16 protein-coding genes are annotated in these 19,027 nt (G+C 51.9%); 10 read left to right on the top strand and 6 right to left on the bottom strand.

Annotation, left to right across the window (positions count from 1 at the left end; translation table 11 throughout):
• Positions 1–111 precede the first annotated feature (111 nt).
• Complete coding sequence (locus IEV97_RS12275; protein WP_188501768.1) at positions 112–525, bottom strand: hypothetical protein; 414 nt, start codon at positions 523–525, stop codon at positions 112–114.
• A gap of 112 nt (positions 526–637) precedes the next feature.
• Here IEV97_RS12275 and IEV97_RS12270 point away from each other — a divergent pair, with 112 nt between their 5' ends.
• Genes IEV97_RS12270 through IEV97_RS12260 form a run of 3 tightly spaced genes read left to right on the top strand, consistent with a single transcriptional unit; the run spans position 638 to position 4,457 of the window.
• Positions 638–1,750: an outer membrane beta-barrel protein gene (locus tag IEV97_RS12270; RefSeq protein WP_188501767.1), complete on the top strand. Its 1,113-nt coding sequence runs from the start codon at positions 638–640 to the stop codon at positions 1,748–1,750.
• Positions 1,747–3,456: an IPT/TIG domain-containing protein gene (locus IEV97_RS12265; protein WP_188501766.1), complete on the top strand. Its 1,710-nt coding sequence runs from the start codon at positions 1,747–1,749 to the stop codon at positions 3,454–3,456. The genes IEV97_RS12270 and IEV97_RS12265 overlap by 4 nt, the downstream gene beginning before the upstream one ends.
• Before the next feature lie 47 nt (positions 3,457–3,503).
• A complete protein-coding gene (locus IEV97_RS12260; protein ID WP_188501765.1) occupies positions 3,504–4,457 on the top strand; it encodes a TraB/GumN family protein in 954 nt (317 codons plus the stop codon).
• A gap of 108 nt (positions 4,458–4,565) precedes the next feature.
• On the opposite strand, the gene IEV97_RS12255 is transcribed toward IEV97_RS12260, so the two are convergent.
• Positions 4,566–5,564, bottom strand: a complete 999-nt coding sequence (locus IEV97_RS12255; protein WP_188501764.1) for a glycosyltransferase family 9 protein — start codon at positions 5,562–5,564, stop codon at positions 4,566–4,568.
• A gap of 3 nt (positions 5,565–5,567) precedes the next feature.
• The gene (locus IEV97_RS12250) at positions 5,568–7,313 is read right to left on the bottom strand and encodes a DNA polymerase/3'-5' exonuclease PolX (protein WP_188501763.1); all 1,746 of its coding nucleotides are present in this window, start codon (positions 7,311–7,313) and stop codon (positions 5,568–5,570) included.
• A gap of 118 nt (positions 7,314–7,431) precedes the next feature.
• Between IEV97_RS12250 and IEV97_RS12245 the strand changes: the two genes are divergently transcribed.
• From IEV97_RS12245 to IEV97_RS12225, 5 genes are all read left to right on the top strand, one after another.
• Entirely contained in the window at positions 7,432–7,833 is a 402-nt protein-coding gene (locus IEV97_RS12245) for a hypothetical protein (RefSeq protein ID WP_188501762.1), read from the top strand.
• A 67-nt stretch (positions 7,834–7,900) separates the two neighbouring features.
• Positions 7,901–8,305, top strand: coding sequence for an EVE domain-containing protein (locus IEV97_RS12240; RefSeq protein WP_188501761.1), 405 nt, complete (start codon positions 7,901–7,903; stop codon positions 8,303–8,305).
• 106 nt (positions 8,306–8,411) lie between these two features.
• Entirely contained in the window at positions 8,412–9,890 is a 1,479-nt protein-coding gene (locus IEV97_RS12235) for a hypothetical protein (protein ID WP_188501760.1), read from the top strand.
• 267 nt (positions 9,891–10,157) lie between these two features.
• Positions 10,158–10,706 carry a bifunctional pyr operon transcriptional regulator/uracil phosphoribosyltransferase PyrR gene (gene pyrR, locus IEV97_RS12230; protein ID WP_188501759.1) on the top strand — a complete coding sequence of 183 codons (549 nt, stop codon included), beginning with the start codon at positions 10,158–10,160 and terminating at the stop codon, positions 10,704–10,706.
• A 7-nt stretch (positions 10,707–10,713) separates the two neighbouring features.
• A complete protein-coding gene (locus IEV97_RS12225; protein WP_188501758.1) occupies positions 10,714–11,637 on the top strand; it encodes an aspartate carbamoyltransferase catalytic subunit in 924 nt (307 codons plus the stop codon).
• A gap of 738 nt (positions 11,638–12,375) precedes the next feature.
• Here IEV97_RS12225 and IEV97_RS12220 read toward each other — a convergent pair.
• The 3 genes from IEV97_RS12220 to IEV97_RS12210 all read right to left on the bottom strand — a co-directional run bounded on the left by IEV97_RS12220 (position 12,376) and on the right by IEV97_RS12210 (position 16,694).
• Entirely contained in the window at positions 12,376–13,830 is a 1,455-nt protein-coding gene (locus IEV97_RS12220) for an OmpA family protein (RefSeq protein ID WP_188501757.1), read from the bottom strand.
• Between the two features lie 385 nt (positions 13,831–14,215).
• Positions 14,216–15,508: an aminopeptidase P N-terminal domain-containing protein gene (locus IEV97_RS12215; protein ID WP_188501756.1), complete on the bottom strand. Its 1,293-nt coding sequence runs from the start codon at positions 15,506–15,508 to the stop codon at positions 14,216–14,218.
• Positions 15,509–15,695: 187 nt separating this feature from the next.
• Positions 15,696–16,694, bottom strand: a complete 999-nt coding sequence (locus IEV97_RS12210; protein ID WP_188501755.1) for a glycosyltransferase family 9 protein — start codon at positions 16,692–16,694, stop codon at positions 15,696–15,698.
• A gap of 162 nt (positions 16,695–16,856) precedes the next feature.
• Here IEV97_RS12210 and IEV97_RS12205 point away from each other — a divergent pair, with 162 nt between their 5' ends.
• Together IEV97_RS12205 and IEV97_RS12200 are read left to right on the top strand one after the other, a co-directional pair.
• A complete protein-coding gene (locus tag IEV97_RS12205; RefSeq protein WP_188501754.1) occupies positions 16,857–17,609 on the top strand; it encodes a hypothetical protein in 753 nt (250 codons plus the stop codon).
• Positions 17,610–17,674: 65 nt separating this feature from the next.
• Entirely contained in the window at positions 17,675–18,907 is a 1,233-nt protein-coding gene (locus IEV97_RS12200; protein ID WP_188501753.1) for a M16 family metallopeptidase, read from the top strand.
• Positions 18,908–19,027: the final 120 nt, after the last annotated feature.

Below are 19,027 nucleotides of genomic sequence, written 5' to 3'. Positions count from 1 at the left end.
GCTTTTATTAGGTTGCTATTATAGAATGAAGTTACATTTCATGCCGGTATTTCGAGGCTGCGAATTGAAGTTTCACCCCTCCATCATCTCCAAATCTCCAAATCTAAAAAACTACCCAAACTGCTCCAAGTACTGCTGGTAGTGGTTTTTGACCTTGTACTTCTTAAAAACACTAGTCCGCACCTGCTCGATTGCTTCTGCTGTGATTCCTTTCTGATGGAGCAGTTTTTCCAGAGGCCGCGCCGTCTTCTCTTCCACCCCTTCGTCTAGTGTGGCTTTCTCATACGCTTCCAGAAACTCAGGTGACAGGTATAGCTTGTTTTTCTGTATTGCAATGCAACCGGCAGCTGTCAGTTTCTCCAGTCCTGCCGTCACTTCTTCCAGTGAAAAAACGGTCCCATCAACGGCGTCACCCATCAGCAGAACATCCTGCAGCGTAGCGCCTCCCTCACCGCCTGTCGCCAGCAGCAAAGCGTCGAGTAACCCGGCATCGGACTCCTGCCATGTTAGATTGTATTTCACCATTTCTTCAATACGTCTAGTTATTAGTCGCTTCGCCGGCAACTATATAATATTATACCTATATTTGGCCTGCAAATTTATCTCAAAATCGGCTCGGTTTCCTACTCTATTTCTAATGATCGGCAAAATTAGTTGCTATACCTTCCTCCTCTTTCTTGCATTGCTTATAGGATGGTCCCCCTCGTGGGCTCAGTCCAAAGGCTACATTGTGCAGGGCGACACGGCTTACACAGACGGCTATATTCAGTTTGACTGGCGAAAGCCTTTTCAGGTTGAGTTTCAGAGAGCTAAAAAAAGCCCTGTCGAAACTTATGCCGCAAATAAGCTAACCGAGTTCGGTTATATAGACAGCACCCGGTATGCAGCACGCGAGGTAGTATACTTTGGCGAAAAGCGTATGGTGTTTCTGAGAGAACTTGCCGGCGGTGCATTGAACTTGTACGAGGTACACGGCGAGGGGGGCAAACAGTTCTATCTCAACAACAGCCATCTTACCCAACTCACGAAGGAAAATCTGCAAACGAATCTGCAGCAGTACGCTGCTACCTCACCATCCTGGCAAAGGCAGCTCCCGCGTGTCAGACTATCTGAGCATTCCCTGCGCTACTTTGCCCGCAACATTAACCAAGGCAGGAAGCCCAGAATGTCCATGCTCAGTTTTGGAGCCGTTGCCAGTTTCAATCGCTCAACGATGCAGCTGAAAGCCGATGCCTACCCCGAGAATGGGTTCGGTGAGTATAGCATGACGTCAGAAAATGCAGAGGCAGGACTATTTGTGGAAGCACCTGTCTGGCAAGTCAACAACTTGAGCCTAATGAGCCAACTGAGCTATGGTAAAATGGAGTATGTCTCAACACACATCAGTTCTCCCCTGGATCAGCACATCAAGCTGACTCTTGATTTCCTGAAACTGTCCGTTGCTCCCCGCTACTACCTTAATGCCAACAAAGTCTCCTTTTATGTGGAAGCCGGCCCCGAACTGTTTTATGTAAAAGAGCAGTCCAGCAGACTAGTGGAGGCAAAGCACAAGAACAGCACTACATCCATACACGAGCATGAGGATGTGTTTCCGCTGCAAAAAGCAAGCTTTAGCATGATGGCAGGTGCGGGACTGCAGTATTTTTATTTGCCAAAGCACTACATCAACCTCGGTCTTGGTACCGGCCAGGTAATTGGCAAGGGCTACGCTATCAACAACTTTTCTACCTCTATTCGGATCAATCTATGAGGCTGCTGAGATTATTACCGTTTATACTTCTGCTGGTATTACTCCATGGTTGCGCCAAGGAAAAGGATTTCCCGGAGGTGCAGAATTACCCGATTATCAGAACGTTGGAGGTTTTGCCTGACAGCACCGGATCAACAATCAGGGGCGAGATCGTAAGCCTTGGAAACGAGCCGGTGACGGAATACGGGTTTGAATACAGTGCTATTAGCAATAGCAAGGGCGTTTCCAGAAAGATAGTGGGCACTACCGCCACTACCGGCGAGTACGAGGCCAGGTTAACCGACGACCTCGTGAAGGGCTATACCTACAAAATACAAGCCTACGCAAAGCACGGCCAGAACATCACCTACGGAACCGCCTTGCCGTTTAAAAGCCAGAGCACCGCTATACCGGTCATCCATTCCTTCAGCCCAAAGGCAGCGGAGGATAACAGACCCGTCACCATTTATGGAAAGAACTTCGGGGAAGAGAGCTATCTGGTGAAAGTGACCATTGGGAACGCACAGGCAACTGTTATGTCTGTGCACCGCGACAGTGTCATCATACGCACCCCGACGGTGTCTTACTCGGGAAGTTTCCCTCTATCCATGACCGTACGTGGCGAGCGTATCACAGCACCAGAAGCGTTTGAGATCATCGGGCCACAAATCACCCACCTCTCAGCAAGCAGCGGAATGCCTGGAGATGAGTTGATCATCTATGGCAATAACTTAGGTTACTCCTACCCCGGGACCTACGTAGCCATCGGAGGAAAAAAGGCCAACATTCTCTCCCAGACCAACACGGAGATTAAGGTGAGAGTGCCGAAAGGCACATCCAGCTTATATGATCAGGCACTGACTGTAGCTGTTTACCGCGGAAACAAAACGGCCACTTTCCCTTATTCCTATACCTTGGAATCAGGCTTTAAGGTGGCTTCCAGCCTCCCATCTGCCACAGGAGTTACACAAACACGCTTGCCCTCTTTCGTTGCCGATGGCAAAGCTTTCTTCTTTTCTTTTGACCGCGTGATCAGCCATACAATCGCGTCCAATCTCTGGAAAAATGAAGGTATGTTTCCGGGCATCTACAGGCACAACAGCATCTTTGAACGGGTCGGCGACAAAGCTTATCTGATAGGCGGCAAAAACGGCAACACGTACTATGGCGATGTATGGGAGTACGACTATCGTCAGAACAATTGGACCAGGTTAAAAAACCTTCCGCTCGCTGTACAAAATGCGACAAGCTTTGTGCTGAATGGCAAGATCTATTTCTTTGGCGGGCAGAATAATAGCAGTAACATAAAGGTATGGCAGTATGACCCGGCAACGGAAACTGTTGTGGCGCTGAGTAACTTCCCGGCCAGCACTTCTGGTGGCCACACTTTTGAGAGCAATGGCATTGTATATGCCATGGATGGTATTGAGCTGTGGGCATACGATGCACAACAAGATAGCTGGTCACAGAAGGCTTCGCTGCCCGGCATCAGCTTTTTTACCAATACACAGGCTTTCACTTACCAAAATGAAGGATATGCCATCGGCCAGAGAGACGACTATGCGCTCTATAGATATGACGCCATCAAAAACGAATGGACGAAAGTAGCCTGGTATCCCGGGTGTACTAGTGGTGTAAACTTCTACGGCTTTGCTTCTGAAGATAAACTTTACATAGGTACTTTGGGCACTTGCTCTTCCACTTTATACTCTTATGAAAAGCGGTAAACTCTACTACTGCAATTGACATTATTTTTTACTACTTACGATTAAGAATGAATTACAGAAACAAAATTGCCAGCCTTTGCATCCTGCTGGTTGCCCTGCTTTTATCTCCTATCCTCAGCGAAGCCCAGAAAGTAAAATCAAAACTGGCCAAAGCTAAGACATCTACCCAGTTACAACCTACGGCCACTACCAAATCACTGCTCTGGGAGATCAGCGGCAACGGACTGAAGCAACCCTCATACCTGTACGGCACCTACCACCTGCTTAACTCCAGCTACCTGAACACAGTGCCCGAAGTAATGGAGCGCTTTATGGAGAGCCGTGGTCTGGTGGTGGAAACAGAGATCGACTCGGCCAAGATGATGCAACTGGGCGCTAAAATGGTGATGCCGGACAACAAACTCTCGAACCTGCTGAGCAAGGAGGATTATGCTTTGGTGAACCAGGAGATGAAAGAAAAGTTTGGGTTTGAGTTGAGCATGGCCGACCAGATGAAACCGATGACTTTGATGCTGATGCTTTCCATGAAAGACTACCAGGACATGGAAGTACTGAAAAACTATACCGGTCAGCCGCTCGACATGTACTTCGCCAGCTACAACAAGAAAAGCAATAAGAAAGTAACCACGCTCGAGACCATGGAACAGCAGTTTGATTTGCTTTACAACCACTACCCACTCGATAAGCAGGCAGAGCAGCTCGTGGCTTACATCAAAAATAAAGAGGCTGCCATGCAGCTGTCCAACAAACTCGTTCAGCTGTATTTCGATAAGGACGTGGAAGGCATCTGGGCGCTTTCGCAGGAATACAATGAAGTGACTGGCGGCGGCGACCTGGCCTACATGACCGACGACCGCAACAAAGACTGGATGACAAAACTCCCTGCCATCATGAAAGAGCAGTCTACCTTTATTGCGGTTGGGGCAGCGCACCTACCTGGTGAAAACGGCTTACTGAAGTTATTGCAAAGAGCCGGCTATACCGTAAAACCACTGCAGTAAATTAACTAACCAGGTATAGCTATACCTGAAAAAGAGCATCGCCCGCACAAGTCTATACCTGTGCGGGCGATGTCGTTTTTATACCTGAACTGTTTATACCTTGCTGCTTTATACCTTGTAAGGCAGCTGCCCGATGGCATTGAAATCGATATTGCGCATACACTTGAAGTGGCCTCTGGGGCATTTGCTATACCCTATTTTAGAGCAGGGCCGGCAAGGGAGCCCGTTTACTTCGAGCACCTTATACCTGGTCCGGAAAGGATACATGCCAAACTCAGGTATGGTGTTGCCCCACACGCTAATGATGTCCTTCTGGAAAGCCGCCGCAATGTGCATCAGGCCCGTGTCGTGGCTGACCACCTGCTGTGCCTGCCGCACCAGCGAGGCCGAACCGGCCAGGCTATACCTGCCACACGCGTTGAAGATGATGGTTGCTTGTTGATTGCTTGTTGCTGACTGTCTGAAATGAGCAGCGATCTGCTCTCCTACTATGCTATCTTCTTTCCCGCCGAGCAGGATGATCGGCTGCTGCAACTGCGCGCACAGCTCGATGATGCGGTCCGTAGGCAGGCGTTTGGTATAGTGCTGCGCCCCAATGGCAAAGGCTGTATACCCCTGCCGGAAGGGCTCTGGCAGTGTGTTGATGTCCACTTCGTCAGCGGCAGGTATAAAGTAGTCCAGGCCCGTGCCGTCGTCCTGTATGCCAAGGGGCTCGGCAGCGGCCAGGTAGCGGTTAACGATGTGCACGTCCGGCAGTCGGTTCACTTTCAGATTCACCATCAGCCACTTCTCGAAGTTGAGCTTATCGAAGCTTTTGGAAGCCTTGCCCAACCGGGTTTTGATGATGCGCGTGCGCAGGTTGTTGTGAAGGTCCACCACAAAATCGAAGTTCTCGGCCTGGAGTTGCTGCACCAGTTCGTTTAGGCTATCGCCCAGCGTGTGCACCTTATCGATGTAAGGGTTAGGCTCCAGTATACCTCTAAAGGACTGCTTGGTGCAATAATGCACCTCCGCCCCCGGCACTTGCTGCTTAATGCAGCGGACCACCGGGGTAGTCAGCACAATATCGCCAATCGAGGAAAAACGGAGAATGAGGATCTTTGGCATTCGCTATTTTATCTTCTCCTTCCGGGCCTTAAAATAAGCGGCCACTTCCTCCGCAGTCTTCGCATTAAAGGTCATCTCTTTTGTGAGTCCGCCTTTGCGGCCAACCAGCACGCCGTAGCGCATGTCGTCATAACCGCTGGTGTGGTGCGCATCCGGGTTAATGCTCAGCATCACGCCCTTCTCGAGCGCATAGTGCACCCAACGCCAGTCCAGGTCGAGGCGCCAGGGATTGGAATTGATCTCTATGATCACATTGTTGGCGGCGCAGGCGTCGATCACCATTCTGTGGTTGATCGGGTAACCTTCGCGGCGCAGCAGCAGGCGCCCGGTCGGATGGCCCAACATGGTCGTATAAGGGTTCTCGATGGCCGTAATAAGACGCGCTGTGGCCTTCTGCTCGTCCATGTTGAGGTTGCTGTGGATGCTGGCTACAATGAAGTCGAAGGTCTTGAGGATGTCCTCTTCGTAGTCCAGGGAGCCATCGCCCAGAATATCCGACTCTATACCTTTGAATATTTTAAAAGGAGCCAGTTTCTGGTTCAGCTCGTCAATTTCTTTCTGCTGACGCAGCACGTCGCCTTCGCGCAAACCGCCGGCATAGGCTGCCGTTTTGCTGTGGTCGGATATACCTAAATACTGGTAGCCCATGTCGCGGCAGTAGGTTGCCATCTGCTCCAGGGTATGAGCGCCGTCAGAGTAGGTGCTGTGGTTATGCAGGATGCCTTTCAGGTCTCCCAGCTCGAGCAGTTTGGGCAACTTGTTTTCCATGGCAAGCTGCAGTTCGTTGGCGCCTTCCCGGAGCTCCGGCACGATGTAGGCCATACCTGCCGCGGCATAGATATCCTTTTCCGAACTGTGGCTACCTTCACGGGTTACGGTGAGCATGTTTTTGTTGGCAGCAAATACCTGGGACAAGTGTGCTGGCGAGGATGAGCGTATGAAGCGTTCGTTCTGGAAGTTGGCCGGGCTGGCAAACCGGATTTCGGTGGCTAGTCCGCTCAGGGTATGCTTGCCGCGCCATACCATGGGGCCGGAGTTTAGTTCGTCCTGCTGCAGCTCGTCGAGTTTGTTCAGGGCGGCTTCCGCTTCCGTTGGGTTGTCGGTACCTACCACCAGTTCCAGTTTCACTACAATCTCCAGGCAGCGGCGCACATCGCCTACCAGGGCTACCTCAGCATCCGGCAGGGCCTGTTGCACCTCTTCCAGTAAAGCTTGGGCAGCTGATTCGGCTTCTGCATAAAGCAGTTTGCCCCGGTTTTGCTGCGTAAACAGCAACGCCTGTTTGATATTTTCCTGGGTCTTGGCACCAAAGCCTTTCAGTTTGCTTACTTTGTCCTGCTCACAGGCGTCGAGCAATTCCTCTACCGTTTCCGCTCCCAGCTCTTTCCAGAGGTTGCGCACTTTTTTGGGTCCGATGCCCTTGATGCGCAGCATCTCCACCACGCCCGGCGGCGTTACCGAAAGCAGCTGGTCCAGCTCCGTGAAAGAACCGGTTTCGGTGATCTCGATCACGCGGGCGGCGATGCTCTTGCCTACGCCTGTTATACCTTCCAGCTCGGCCTGGCTTTTAAGTGCCAGCGGCTCTTCCATCAGTTCCAGTGCCGCGGCGCCGTTCACGTATGAGCGTACCTTAAACGGATTCTCGTCGTGCAGCTCCATGAGCTCGGCTGCCAGCTTGAACAGCTTTATGATTTTCTTATTTTCCAAGGCAATGTTGTGTATAGGTACAAAGATAGAAAAAGCCGCCATACCTTTGCCACCTCTGTCCGGCGACCTTTTATATTACGAGGCTTCTATATAAAGCAGGAAATCCTTATCTTAGCTAGATATTTAGCTGATCCTAAAAGACGCTCCCAAACTAAAAAATATGAAATACGCTTCGCTGCTATGCGTTCTGTGCCTCGTGCTGCTGGCCAACACCTGCCGAAAAAAGGCGGAGGCTGAACTCCTGGGCCAAACCTGGTTACACTCATACGAAGAAGATGAGGACGACGTGCTCGTGTACCGCCCCAACACCTACGACTTTCCGCCCTCCAGAGGCCGGACCGGTTTTGCGCTGGAGCAGGAAGGCGTGGCCAAGCAGTATGCGATCGCTCCTGCCGACGGGCTGGAGGAACACATCGGCATTTGGGAGTACAAAGACAAGAACACCATCCGCGTACACATCCAGGGCAACGGCTACCCTGAGCAGCGATACACCATGGAAGTCGTGTCGCTGAAAGACAGTGTGCTGAAGGTGCGAATAAAGCCGGAAGTACAGGACGAGTAACGGGCTGTACTTTAGGCCGTCTGCGGTCAACAGCTGATTTTAAATTCGATTACCTATACCTTACCACATGCAATACTGGTTAGTAAAATCAGAACCTGATGCCTATTCCTGGGCCAGATTTATAAAAGAAGGCCGCGTTTGCTGGGACGGCGTCCGCAATTACCAGGCCCGCAACAACCTGCAGCTGATGCAGCCCGGCGACCTGGTGCTGTTTTACCACAGCGTGTCTGAAAAAGCGATTGTAGGTATGGCCAAAGTGGACAAAGCCGCCTACCCTGACCCAAGCGCCGACGACCCGAAGTGGATGGCCGTTGACCTGGTGCCGGAAAGTGCGTTTAAGACTCCCGTAACACTGGATCAGATCAAGAAAGACCCTCGTTTGGAGAACATCGCCCTGCTGCGCCAGTCGCGCCTGTCGGTGATGCCGCTCAAAGCCGAGGAATTTGACGTGCTGCTCGCCCTGGGTAATTAATCCGGGACGGCTGGCCGCAGGCAGGCACAACGTTACTTTACAAAAAAGAGTAAAAAGCATTTAACTGCCTTATACCCACTGCCTACCGGCAGCATAAGATTGTAACATGCCATACCTGCGCCTTTTGCTGTTCTGCTTTGCCGGGCTGGCACCTGTCCTGCTTTGGGCACAGGAGCCCCGGCAGCCCGTGCGACTCGAGCTGCCCTACCAGTACGAAACCAGCCATGTAGAGGTATTGGCCCTGCCCGACAGCAGCCTACTGGTCTACAGCCGCAACGCCGATACCTGGGCCAAGGCTCCTGACTTTGTTCTGGAGAAGTACAACGCGCAGCTGGAACCTGTCTGGAAAAGCACCCTGGATCTGAAGTCGGAGTACGAATTTGTGCGCCACTACACGGAGGCTCCCTATACCTACCTTATCTTTCAGGCAGCCAAACCGACGCTCTATACCTTTGTGCGCCTCGACCTGGATAGCGGCACGGTAAGCCAGAGCGAGATCGAACTCGAAAAAGCAGAGTTCATCTACGAGTTCAACGTACTGCGCGGCAACCATTTCCTGATCACCGGCAATAGCTACGACACAAAGCCGAACCTGCTCTACCTGAACCCCGAGAAGCCACAGCCCACCATCCTGCCTGCCCTGTATGGCGAGGAATCCTCTTTCTCTGACCTGCACACCGATCATGAGCACGGCCGTGTGGATGTGGTATTGGCCGAGACCAACCGCCGGATTTCGCGCCTTCAGGTAAAGAGCTTCAACCCCGAGGGCAAGCTGCTGCAGAACTACTTCATCCTCCAGCCTCAGGACAGAAGCCTGCTCAACGCCGAGGTCACTCCCGGCGACACGCTTTCCCGTTTGCTGGTAGGTACCTACGGAGTCCGGGACCTACGTTTTGTGCAGGGCTTTTTCACATCACCGGTGGCTTTTAAAGTTGCGGAAGGGGAGTTTTACTCGCTGCTCGACCTGCAGAACTTCTTCAAATACATGAAGCCGCGGCGTGAGGAGCGTACCCGCAAGCGCGAATTTGCCCGCATTAAGGAAGGAAAAGAGCCGATGCAGCGCTACCGCATGCTCCTGCACGATCTGATCGAAACGCCTGGTGGCTATGTGCTCGCAGCGGAGGTATACTTTCCGCAATACCGCAGCAACAGCAATTTATTTGACACGCGCATCAGAGGGGTGGAGCGTGAAGCACAGGCCTACAAGCGCACGCACGCGATCGCGCTGGGCTTCGACCGGGATGGAGTGTTGCTCTGGGACAATACCTTCCCTCTTCGCGACGTGCTGACCAATTCGCTTACCTATGCAGTGGAGGTCGCCAGTCTGCCGGACGGGCGCCTGGTGATGGCCTACCCCGAGCAGGAAAAAATCATCTACCGCCAGATGGTGCAGAACAAGTACACGGATGAAGAAACTTCAATAGAGCTCCTGCCCTACGAAAAAGAAGAGAAGATCCTGAGCACAGATCTGCCGGGCCTGATCCGCTGGTATGGTCCCCATTTTGCCGCCTTCGGCTTCCAGCGCATACGCGTCCCCAACGGCCCCAACCGCACGGTCTTCTACATCAATAAGATTAGTTTTTGATGGTCGAATTGTTGAGGGTTGAATTGTTAAATGGTTGATGGTTATAAATTTCGATGCAGAGTTGCTGCTATACCTATTTTCATCGTTTGGCGGGCTTAGCTATACCTTCTTCAGAAACTCTTTCTTACCTGCCACATCAAAAATATTCCATCCTTCAACAATTTAACCATTTAGCAATTCAACCATTTAACAATTTACCCTTTTAACCACCCAACAATTTAACAATTCAACCGAACATCCTATATTTGCAACCAAGACCCCCAGGCCATGCAGAAAAGACTCATCGTTAACCACCAGTTGCTCGAGATTATGGTGATGCGCCTTTGCCACCAACTCATCGAGAACCACGGCGATTTCTCTGATTCTGTGATCATCGGTCTGCAGCCGCGCGGACGACAGGTGGCACAACGCATCCAAAGCACTCTGAAGGCCATCCTGGGCACCACCGTACCAACCGGCTACCTCGACACCACTTTTCACCGCGACGATTTCAGGAGAAGGGAAACACCGCTGGCCGCCAACGCCACGCACATCGACTTCCTGATCGAAGGCAAAAAGGTGATCCTGGCGGATGACGTGCTCTATACCGGTCGCTCGGTAAGGGCCGCCATGGATGCCATGATCTCTTTCGGGCGCCCGGCCAATGTGGAGCTACTGGTGCTCATCGACCGCCTCTACAGCCGCCACCTGCCCATCGAGCCAACCTATGTGGGCCGGCGCGTTAACTCCCTGCAATCGCAGCGGGTGCTGGTGGAGTGGCAAGGGTCCGAAACACAAGAAGACAATATCTGGTTAGTGACCAAAAACGAAGAATAAAGCATCCATGCAAGAGCTCAGCGTCCGGCATCTACTCGGCATCAAAGACATTACAGCAGAAGACATCCAACTCATTTTCGAGACCGCTGATAACTTTAAAGATGTTCTGAACCGGCCCATCAAGAAAGTGCCCTCGCTGCGTGACATCACCATTGCCAACGTCTTTTTCGAAAACTCTACCCGCACCCGTCTTTCCTTCGAACTGGCTGAAAAAAGACTTTCCGCTGATGTGATCAACTTCTCGTCCAGCGGCAGCTCCGTGAAGAAAGGCGAAACACTGCTTGACACAGTAAACAACATCCTGGCCATGAAGGTGGACATGATCGTGATGCGCCACTCCAGCCCGGGTGCACCCCACTTCCTAAGCCGCCACATAAACGCTAACATCGTAAACGCCGGCGATGGCACCCACGAGCACCCCACCCAGGCCCTCCTCGACTCTTTTTCCATCCGGGAGAAACTGGGTGAAGTAGCAGGTAAGAAAGTGGTGATCATTGGCGACATTCTGCATTCCCGCGTGGCGCTATCCAACATCTTCGCGCTGCAAAAGCTCGGTGCCGAAGTGATGGTGTGCGGTCCTGTGACCCTCCTGCCCAAGTATATCAGAGAGTTGGGCGTAAAAGTGGAATTTGATGTCCGCAAAGCGCTCGCCTGGTGCGATGTAGCAAATGTGCTGCGCATACAACTGGAGCGCCAGCAAATGAAGTATTTCCCATCCCTACGCGAGTACACGCTTTATTACGGCATTGACAAGAAGATGCTCGACAGCCTTGATAAGGAGATCGTGCTCATGCACCCTGGCCCGATCAACCGCGGTGTGGAGCTAAGCTCCGATGCTGCTGATTCCCATCATTCCATTATCCTCAACCAAGTAGAGAACGGTGTGGCCATCCGTATGGCGGTGCTATACCTGCTGGCTTCGAAGCAGTAAAACTCACTTTATCATTTTTGAGGAAAGCTGTATAGGTATAGCTTAATGGCGTGAGCGTCATCGCTCGTGTCTGGTATGATGGTGCCTCTGGACTTGGTATAGCCTGCTTTGCTTTGTGGCAAGTGCTGTTGCAGGTATAGCAACCTGTTTTGTTCTATAGCTTGCCCTGGCCGGGCGGGCCTTACTTTTTTCCTTGATGAAAAAAGTAAGCAAAAAAATCAAGACGCTTTTAAACTCGCTGACCGCTCAAACACAAAATCGTCGTTTATGCACTTGGCTGATGCTGTTTGTTTCAATGCCAGCGTGGCAAGTTACTCTTGCTATACCTGCCAGTGGTGTGTGACAGTAACAACGAAGCTTATACCTGTAAGTTGGCAACTACAGACTCCCCTCCTTGGATAAGGAGGGGTAGGGGTGGTTGGACCCGGTACTTCAAAGGAACTGCTTTAACCACGAAGCTATACCTTTGATTAGGCAATGACAAAAATCCCCTCTCGGGAGGGGCAGGGGTGGGTATAATCGTTCACGAGAATCCTGCAAATCCTTGAATCCTGAAAATCCTTGGGGTAGGGGCCCTATATAAAGATTCAGACAAGCTATACCTCCGTAGCCACCCAGACACTCGCAGATCTGAGAGACACGGCGAAGTCTGAGTGCACAAACCCGCATTAACACAAAAAGGCCCCGCAGATTGCTCTGCGGGGCCTTTTTGTGTTTTAACCTTAATGGTTACTGATGTTACTCCAGATTCAGTTGCATGTCTGGCGTGTTCATCTCGAAACCGACACGTCGGTTCTGAGCACGGGCAGCAGCAGTTCTGGCTTTAGAGAGTCTTGTGTTTACCTGTACAAGTGGCTGAGTTTCACCGTAACCTCTTGTCACCAAACGGTCTGGGTTCTGCACACCGCGCTGGATCAGATAGTCCTTCACAGCCTGGGCTCTTTGCTCAGAAAGTGCCTGGTTGTACTCTTCAGAACCAATGTGGTCAGCGTGACCTTTGATCAACAGTACGTGGTCAGGGTATTTCTCCAGAGCTACCACAATGCTGTCAAGCAGCTGACGGTAACCGTCCTGTACGCGAGCCTGGTCGAATTCAAATTTAACTTTCTCTTCGATCAGTTTCTTCGTGCGGGCATCCAGCTCAGGGCAACCTTTTGTTTCGGCAGTACCTGCTGAGTTAGGGCAAAGGTCTTCGTTATCCGGAACACCATCACCGTCAGAGTCAACTGGGCAACCATCGGCACCTACTTGAACACCAGATGGCGTGTCAGGGCACTTGTCGTCTTTATCCGGAACACCGTCACCGTCGCTGTCTGGGCAACCTTGTGTGGCAGCAGTACCTGGCTCGTCTGGGCACTGGTCATCTTTGTCAGCTACACCGTCACCGTCGCGGTCAGGGCAACCACCCAGGTTCGCTACGCCAGCCTCAGTTGGGCATTCGTCCTGATAATCCGGAACACCGTCACCGTCTGTGTCAATTGGGCAACCGTCTTTGTCAACCTGTACGCCAGTTGGAGTGTCTGGGCACTTGTCTCTTCTATCCGGCACACCGTCAGCGTCTGTGTCTTTGCCTTTGCCAAGGTTAAAGCCAAGGCCGATGTTGTGCTGCAGGAAGCGGTCGTTGATGTTCGACTCGATGTTGTCGTATTTGTCGTTGCTAGTGAAGTGCGCTCTTGTCTCGATGAACAGGCTCACCGCGTCAGAGAATCTGAAACGGATACCGGCTCCACCAAAAGCTGCACCTGCCACGAAGTTTTCGTCATAAGCACCCGTTGGCGAAACACCTTCTGGTCTTACAAAGTGAGCACCACCGCCAACTGTCAGGTATGGACCGATGAAAGCATCTTCTTTCAGGATGTTGCCATACATTTTCAGTCTCAGGCCGAGCATTGCCATGCCGAGTTTGGTGTCCATGGAAGATCCGAATCTGCTGAATTCGGTGTTACCATAGCTCAGGTGCAGACCAGCGTCTAAAGACGGGCTCAGGTATTGGTTCAGCGACACGCCGCCTCCCCAGCCCATTTTGTCCTTCCACCAGTTGTGGCCTAAATCACCTTTATATTGGAGCGCACTTCCGTAGATCTGGAGGTTCGTCCTTTGGTCAGCGTTCTGCGCAAGCACAGCTGTGTTGGCAGACAGCAGGAATACAAGCGCGAGTGCAGTTGTAAATAGTTTCGTTAGAGTTTTTCGCATAATTTTAGAAAGTATATTTTGATATGACAATACGTACATATTTTCAGGTAAGTTTTTTTATATTTCTATAAAAAAACAGACGGAACGTATATTTCGATACGTCAGGCGGGTAGTCGTTGCATTGTTGTAGGTTTTATCCATAAGCAAAAGCATTTTGTTAATGTCTAAAAAAACGGTCTTAACAGCTTAAATCTAAATCTACTCCGATGCGCTGCTTGCACTGCTTCACCTGTTATCCGCAGCCGCGCATCCCTGTATTTCAACCCCTTTTACGGGTCGTAAGTTGTGTGCTCAACATCAATAAATGCAAAGCATCTGTTTTTTAACGTAAATACAATAAAAAAGGCTGCAAGTAGTTATATGTAAACCCCTGCTATGCACGCGCTTAGCGCTTTTGCATCAGCCTTTCAATATCATCCGCCTCCAGCGGAATATTCTTCATCAAGTCCACCGGTCCGCTTCTGGTAACCAGAATATCATTCTCCAGGCGCACGCCTATACCTTCTTCTCTAATATAGATACCCGGCTCGCAGGTGAATACCATGCCTTCCTCAAAAGAGCGGTACTTGCTGCCCACATCGTGCACGTCGAGCCCCAGATGGTGCGAGGTGCCGTGCATGAAATATTTCCTGTATAGCGGATTGGAAGGGTCCTGGTTGCGCACATCGCCCGCGCTCAGCAGGCCGAGCCCGATCAGTTCGTTCTCCATCACAGTTCCCACAAACTTATGGTACTGGTCAAGCGAATTGCCGGGCACCAGCATCTGGGTGGCGGCCTTCATCACACGCAGCACCGCCTCGTATACCTCGCGCTGGCGCTTGGTATACTTGCCGTTCACCGGCACGGTGCGCGTCATATCAGCGGCGTAGTTGGCGTATTCCGCCCCCACGTCGAGCAGTAGCAGGTCGCCATCCTTACACTCCCGGCTATTGTCGGTATAGTGCAGGATGCAGGCATTCTCGCCCGATGCGATGATTGGGCTGTAGGCCGGGCCGCGTGAGCGGTTGCGTATGAATTCGTGATAGAGCTCTGCCTCCACTTCGTACTCCATCACCCCGGGCTTGATAAACTGCAGTAGTCTACGGAAGCCCAGCTCCGTGATATCGCACGCTTTGCGGAGAAGCTCTATTTCTTTTTCGGATTTGATGGCACGCAGGTGGTGCATGATGGGCGCGCTGCGCTCGTAGCGGTGCAGCGGGTATACCTCCTGGCACCATTTGATGAAGCGGGCGTCGCGAGTCTCTACCTCCACCACGGCACGCAAGTGCTCGTTGGTGTTCAGGTATACGTGCTCGGCTTCGGCCATCAGGCTGTTGAAAACCTGCTTAAAGTCTTTCAGCCATAGCACAGAGGCTATACCTGACGTTTCGCGGGCCTGTTCTTTGGTAAGCTTATACCCTTCCCATACCATGATGTGCTCGTTCGACTCACGCACAAACAGCACTTCCTTCATGCGCTCGTCGCGCGCGTCCGGGAAAAGCAATAGGATGCTTTCCTCCTGGTCTACTCCCGTAAGATAGAAGAGGTCGCTGTTTTGACGGAACGCCATGGTGCCATCCGCATTGGTTGGCATCACATCATTGGAATGAAAAACAGCAAGAGAGGAAGGCTTGAGCTGCCGCACAAAATTGCGCCTGTTATAGCAGAACAGCTCCCTGTCGATGGGCTGGTATTTCATAGTTTTGTAGGTATAGTAGCTAGGTGCAGTGGTCTGTCAGATTCTTAGGCCTGACCGAACTTGCACTGCAAAGGTAGTACTTTTATCATTAGTCCAAACACCTTTATAGAAAAAACCTAATATAACAGGTGCGCCGAACTTAGCTTATTCCTTTCTCTGCCGCGCTGCCTACACTACCCTAACTAACTTAAACTGTGCGGGTAGCGAGCACATCCAGCAACTGCGCCGTGGCAATATCTTTTGCACATTTAAAATGTCCTTCCGGGCACGATTTGTACCCGTGCAAGCCGCAGGGACGGCAGTAAAGTGGCTCATTTTTCTCGACAACGGCCGAAAAGTCTGCCAACGGTCCGAAGCCAAAGCGCGGCACCGTGGAGCAGAAGATGGCACAGGTGGGCGCGTCCAGGGCAGAGGCCAGGTGCATGGGGCCGGAGTCGTTCACATAGTTGAGCACGGCATCGCGCATAAGGGCCGCCGACTGCAGCAGGTTGAGCTGTCCGCACAGGTTTTCTACCCGATTGCTTTTGGTTTTGCTGATGATCTCCTCACAGTGTGCTTTATCAGCCGGTGCCCCCAGCAGGTAAACGGTATACCTGTCGCCTAGCTGGTTGAGCAAATCCACCCACTGTTCGGCCGGGTATTGCTTCGTGAACCACACTGAGGTGGGCGCCATGCAGATAAAGGGCTCCTGTTTCAATGGCTGCACTTTATTGAAGTCTTCCGGAGATGGGTATAGCCTGGGCTTGGCCGCTTGCATGTCGGTGAGGCTGGCGATGAGCAGGTGGTTGCGCTCCACCTCATGCGTGCCGGAGTCCACGCTGTGGGTATAGCGGCGGGTGAAGAAGCGGGAGAAAGGATTCTTGTCGAAGCCGACCGTCTCCCCGGCGCCGGAAAGGGCGGTGAGTATACCGGTGGCACCGAAGCGCTGCAGGTTCACGACCAGATCGTAGCGCTCGTGCCGGATCTGCCGGAGCAAACGCAGCAGGCTTTTGTACTTGCCTTCCTGTTTATTCCAGATCAGTACCTGCCGCAGCAGCGGGTGCCCCTTCAGCAGCGACTCGTTGCCTTTGCGGAGCAGAAAGTCGAGCTGCGCCTCCGGATAATGGGCGTGCAGTTTCTCGACCAGCCCCGTTGCCAGCACCACATCGCCCAGAAAGGCGGTCTGTATGATCAGGATCTTTTTCATCAGGTATAAGCTGCCGCAAAGCTACGCCAATGCCGTTAAACTTGAAAGCTCAGGGGCCGCAGGTATAGGCCTGGGCTTTCTTTCACGGAAAAGAGCAAAAAAATTTTTCTTCTTAGCGACAGGAAAGTTAGTTTAGCAGTTCTTTTAGCCATGCTTACCCGTATGAAAGCACTATTACATTCTACTAAACTCTTTGCTGCTGCCCTCCTCTTCCTGACTACAGGCTGTGTGTCTACCTACATGCCCAATGTGCCCAATGTGCCTATGTTCACCGAGAAAGGCGAGCTGAGCGCCGGCGGGCACATCACACCGAAAGGCAATATCACGTTCAACACGGCCTATGCCGTTACCGACAACATCGGAGTGATGCTGAACGGCTCGATGCTGAACCAGGAGCGCAAGAAGCGGGACTTCCGCCATAACCTGATAGAGGCTGGCGCGGGCTATTTCACCACGTTTGGCCCGAACCAGAACCGGGTGCTCGAGGTATACGCCGGCTTTGGCGGTGGCAGCAGCGACCGCACCGAGAAGGAAGAGAAAGAAGGCGTGATGACCTATACCCGTCGCGAGGCCGGTTTCAGCAAATATTTCACGCAGGTGAATTTCAGCTCCAAAAAGAAAAAGTCGCTGCGACTGCTCGGCAACGAGTTTCCGCTCAACTACGGCACCGCCCTGCGCCTGAGCTACGTCAACATGAACAAGCATCTGCTTAATTCTGTAGAGCAACCAAAAGAAGACAACATTTTCCTGGAGCCGATCTTCTATACCCGCATGACGCTCTCGCCTTCGGTGCAGCTGCAGTACACGAGCGGCACTAACTTCGGTCTGCGCAACCGCAAGGCGCTCACGGCGGGCTATTCTGTGTTTTCGCTGGGCTTCGTGATCAACGTGGGTGGACGCAGCCTCGACCGCTAACATTTGGCGGGCAAGCGGCCTGTTTTGGTAATTTTGCCTATCTTTGCAGGCTAATTTCGAACTGAATGCTTGATTATCATATTCATACATTGCCGAACGGTATTCGAATCGTTCACAAACAAGTACTCCACACCAAAATTGCGCACAGTGGCTTTATTCTGGACCTGGGCAGCCGCGATGAGCAGCCCGACCAGCTGGGGCTGGCCCACTTCTGGGAGCACATGGCTTTTAAGGGCACGGCCAAGCGAAAGTCTTTCCACATCCTGAACAGTCTGGAGTCGGTAGGCGGCGAACTCAACGCCTATACCACCAAAGAGAAGCTCTGTTTCTACAGCTCCGTGCTCGACAAGCACTTCGAAAAGTCGTTTGAGCTCCTCACCGACATCACCTTCCACTCCATCTTCCCCGAAAAGGAAATTGAGAAAGAGCGCGGCGTGATACTCGAGGAAATGGCCATGTACCTGGACACGCCGGAAGAGGCGATCGTGGACGAGTTTGACAACGTGGTATTCGACAGCCATCCGCTTGGCAATAACATCCTGGGTACCAAAGAGAGCGTGTCCGCATTCAAGAAAGAAGATTTTCAGCGCTTTATCAAAGACAACCTGAGCACCGAGGCCCTCGTGTTTTGCTCAGTGAGCAACCTGCCTTTCGAGAAGGTGGTGAAACTGGCAGAAAAGTACCTCGCCGATATTCCGACCATTAGCAAACCACGTCAGCGTATCGCTTTTGAGAAATACATTCCTAAAACGGTGACGTTCGAGAAACCGATCTCACAGGCGCACTGCGTCATCGGCTGTCCGGCTTACGCCCTAAACGACGACCGCCGTATACCTTTCTTCATGCTGGTGAATTTGCTGGGCGGTCCGGGCATGAACTCGCGCCTGAACCTGGCTGTCCGCGAAAAGCACGGCCTGGTGTACACCATCGACGCCAACTACGCCACCTACATCGACACAGGCTTGCTGTCTATTTACTTTGGTACGGAGAAGAAGCAGCTGAAGCGCACCACTTCGCTCGTTCTGAAGGAGCTAAAGAAGCTGCGTGAAAAGCAGCTGGGCTCCCTGCAACTGCACACGGCCAAAGAGCAGCTGATGGGGCAGCTGGCCATGGCGGAGGAAAGCAACATGGGCCTGATGATGATGATGGGCAAGAGCATCCTCGACCAGGGCCACATCGATACCCTGAACGAGATCTTCGACCAGATTAAAAACACAACCGCCCAGGACCTGATCGACATTGCCAACGACGTACTGCGCGAAGAGAAGCTTAGTTTCCTGAATTACGTACCTAGTTAAGGGTTAAATTGTTGAATTGTTAAATTGTTAAAAAGGGGATTTTCGCAAGAAACGCATTGCCTTTTTAACTTAACTGAGAAACCAACAATTTAACCATCAACCATTAAACAATTCAATAAA

The organism is Pontibacter amylolyticus (assembly GCF_014638845.1).
GTDB classification, from domain to species: domain Bacteria; phylum Bacteroidota; class Bacteroidia; order Cytophagales; family Hymenobacteraceae; genus Pontibacter; species Pontibacter amylolyticus.
This window is presented reverse-complemented; position numbering and strand designations above follow the sequence as displayed.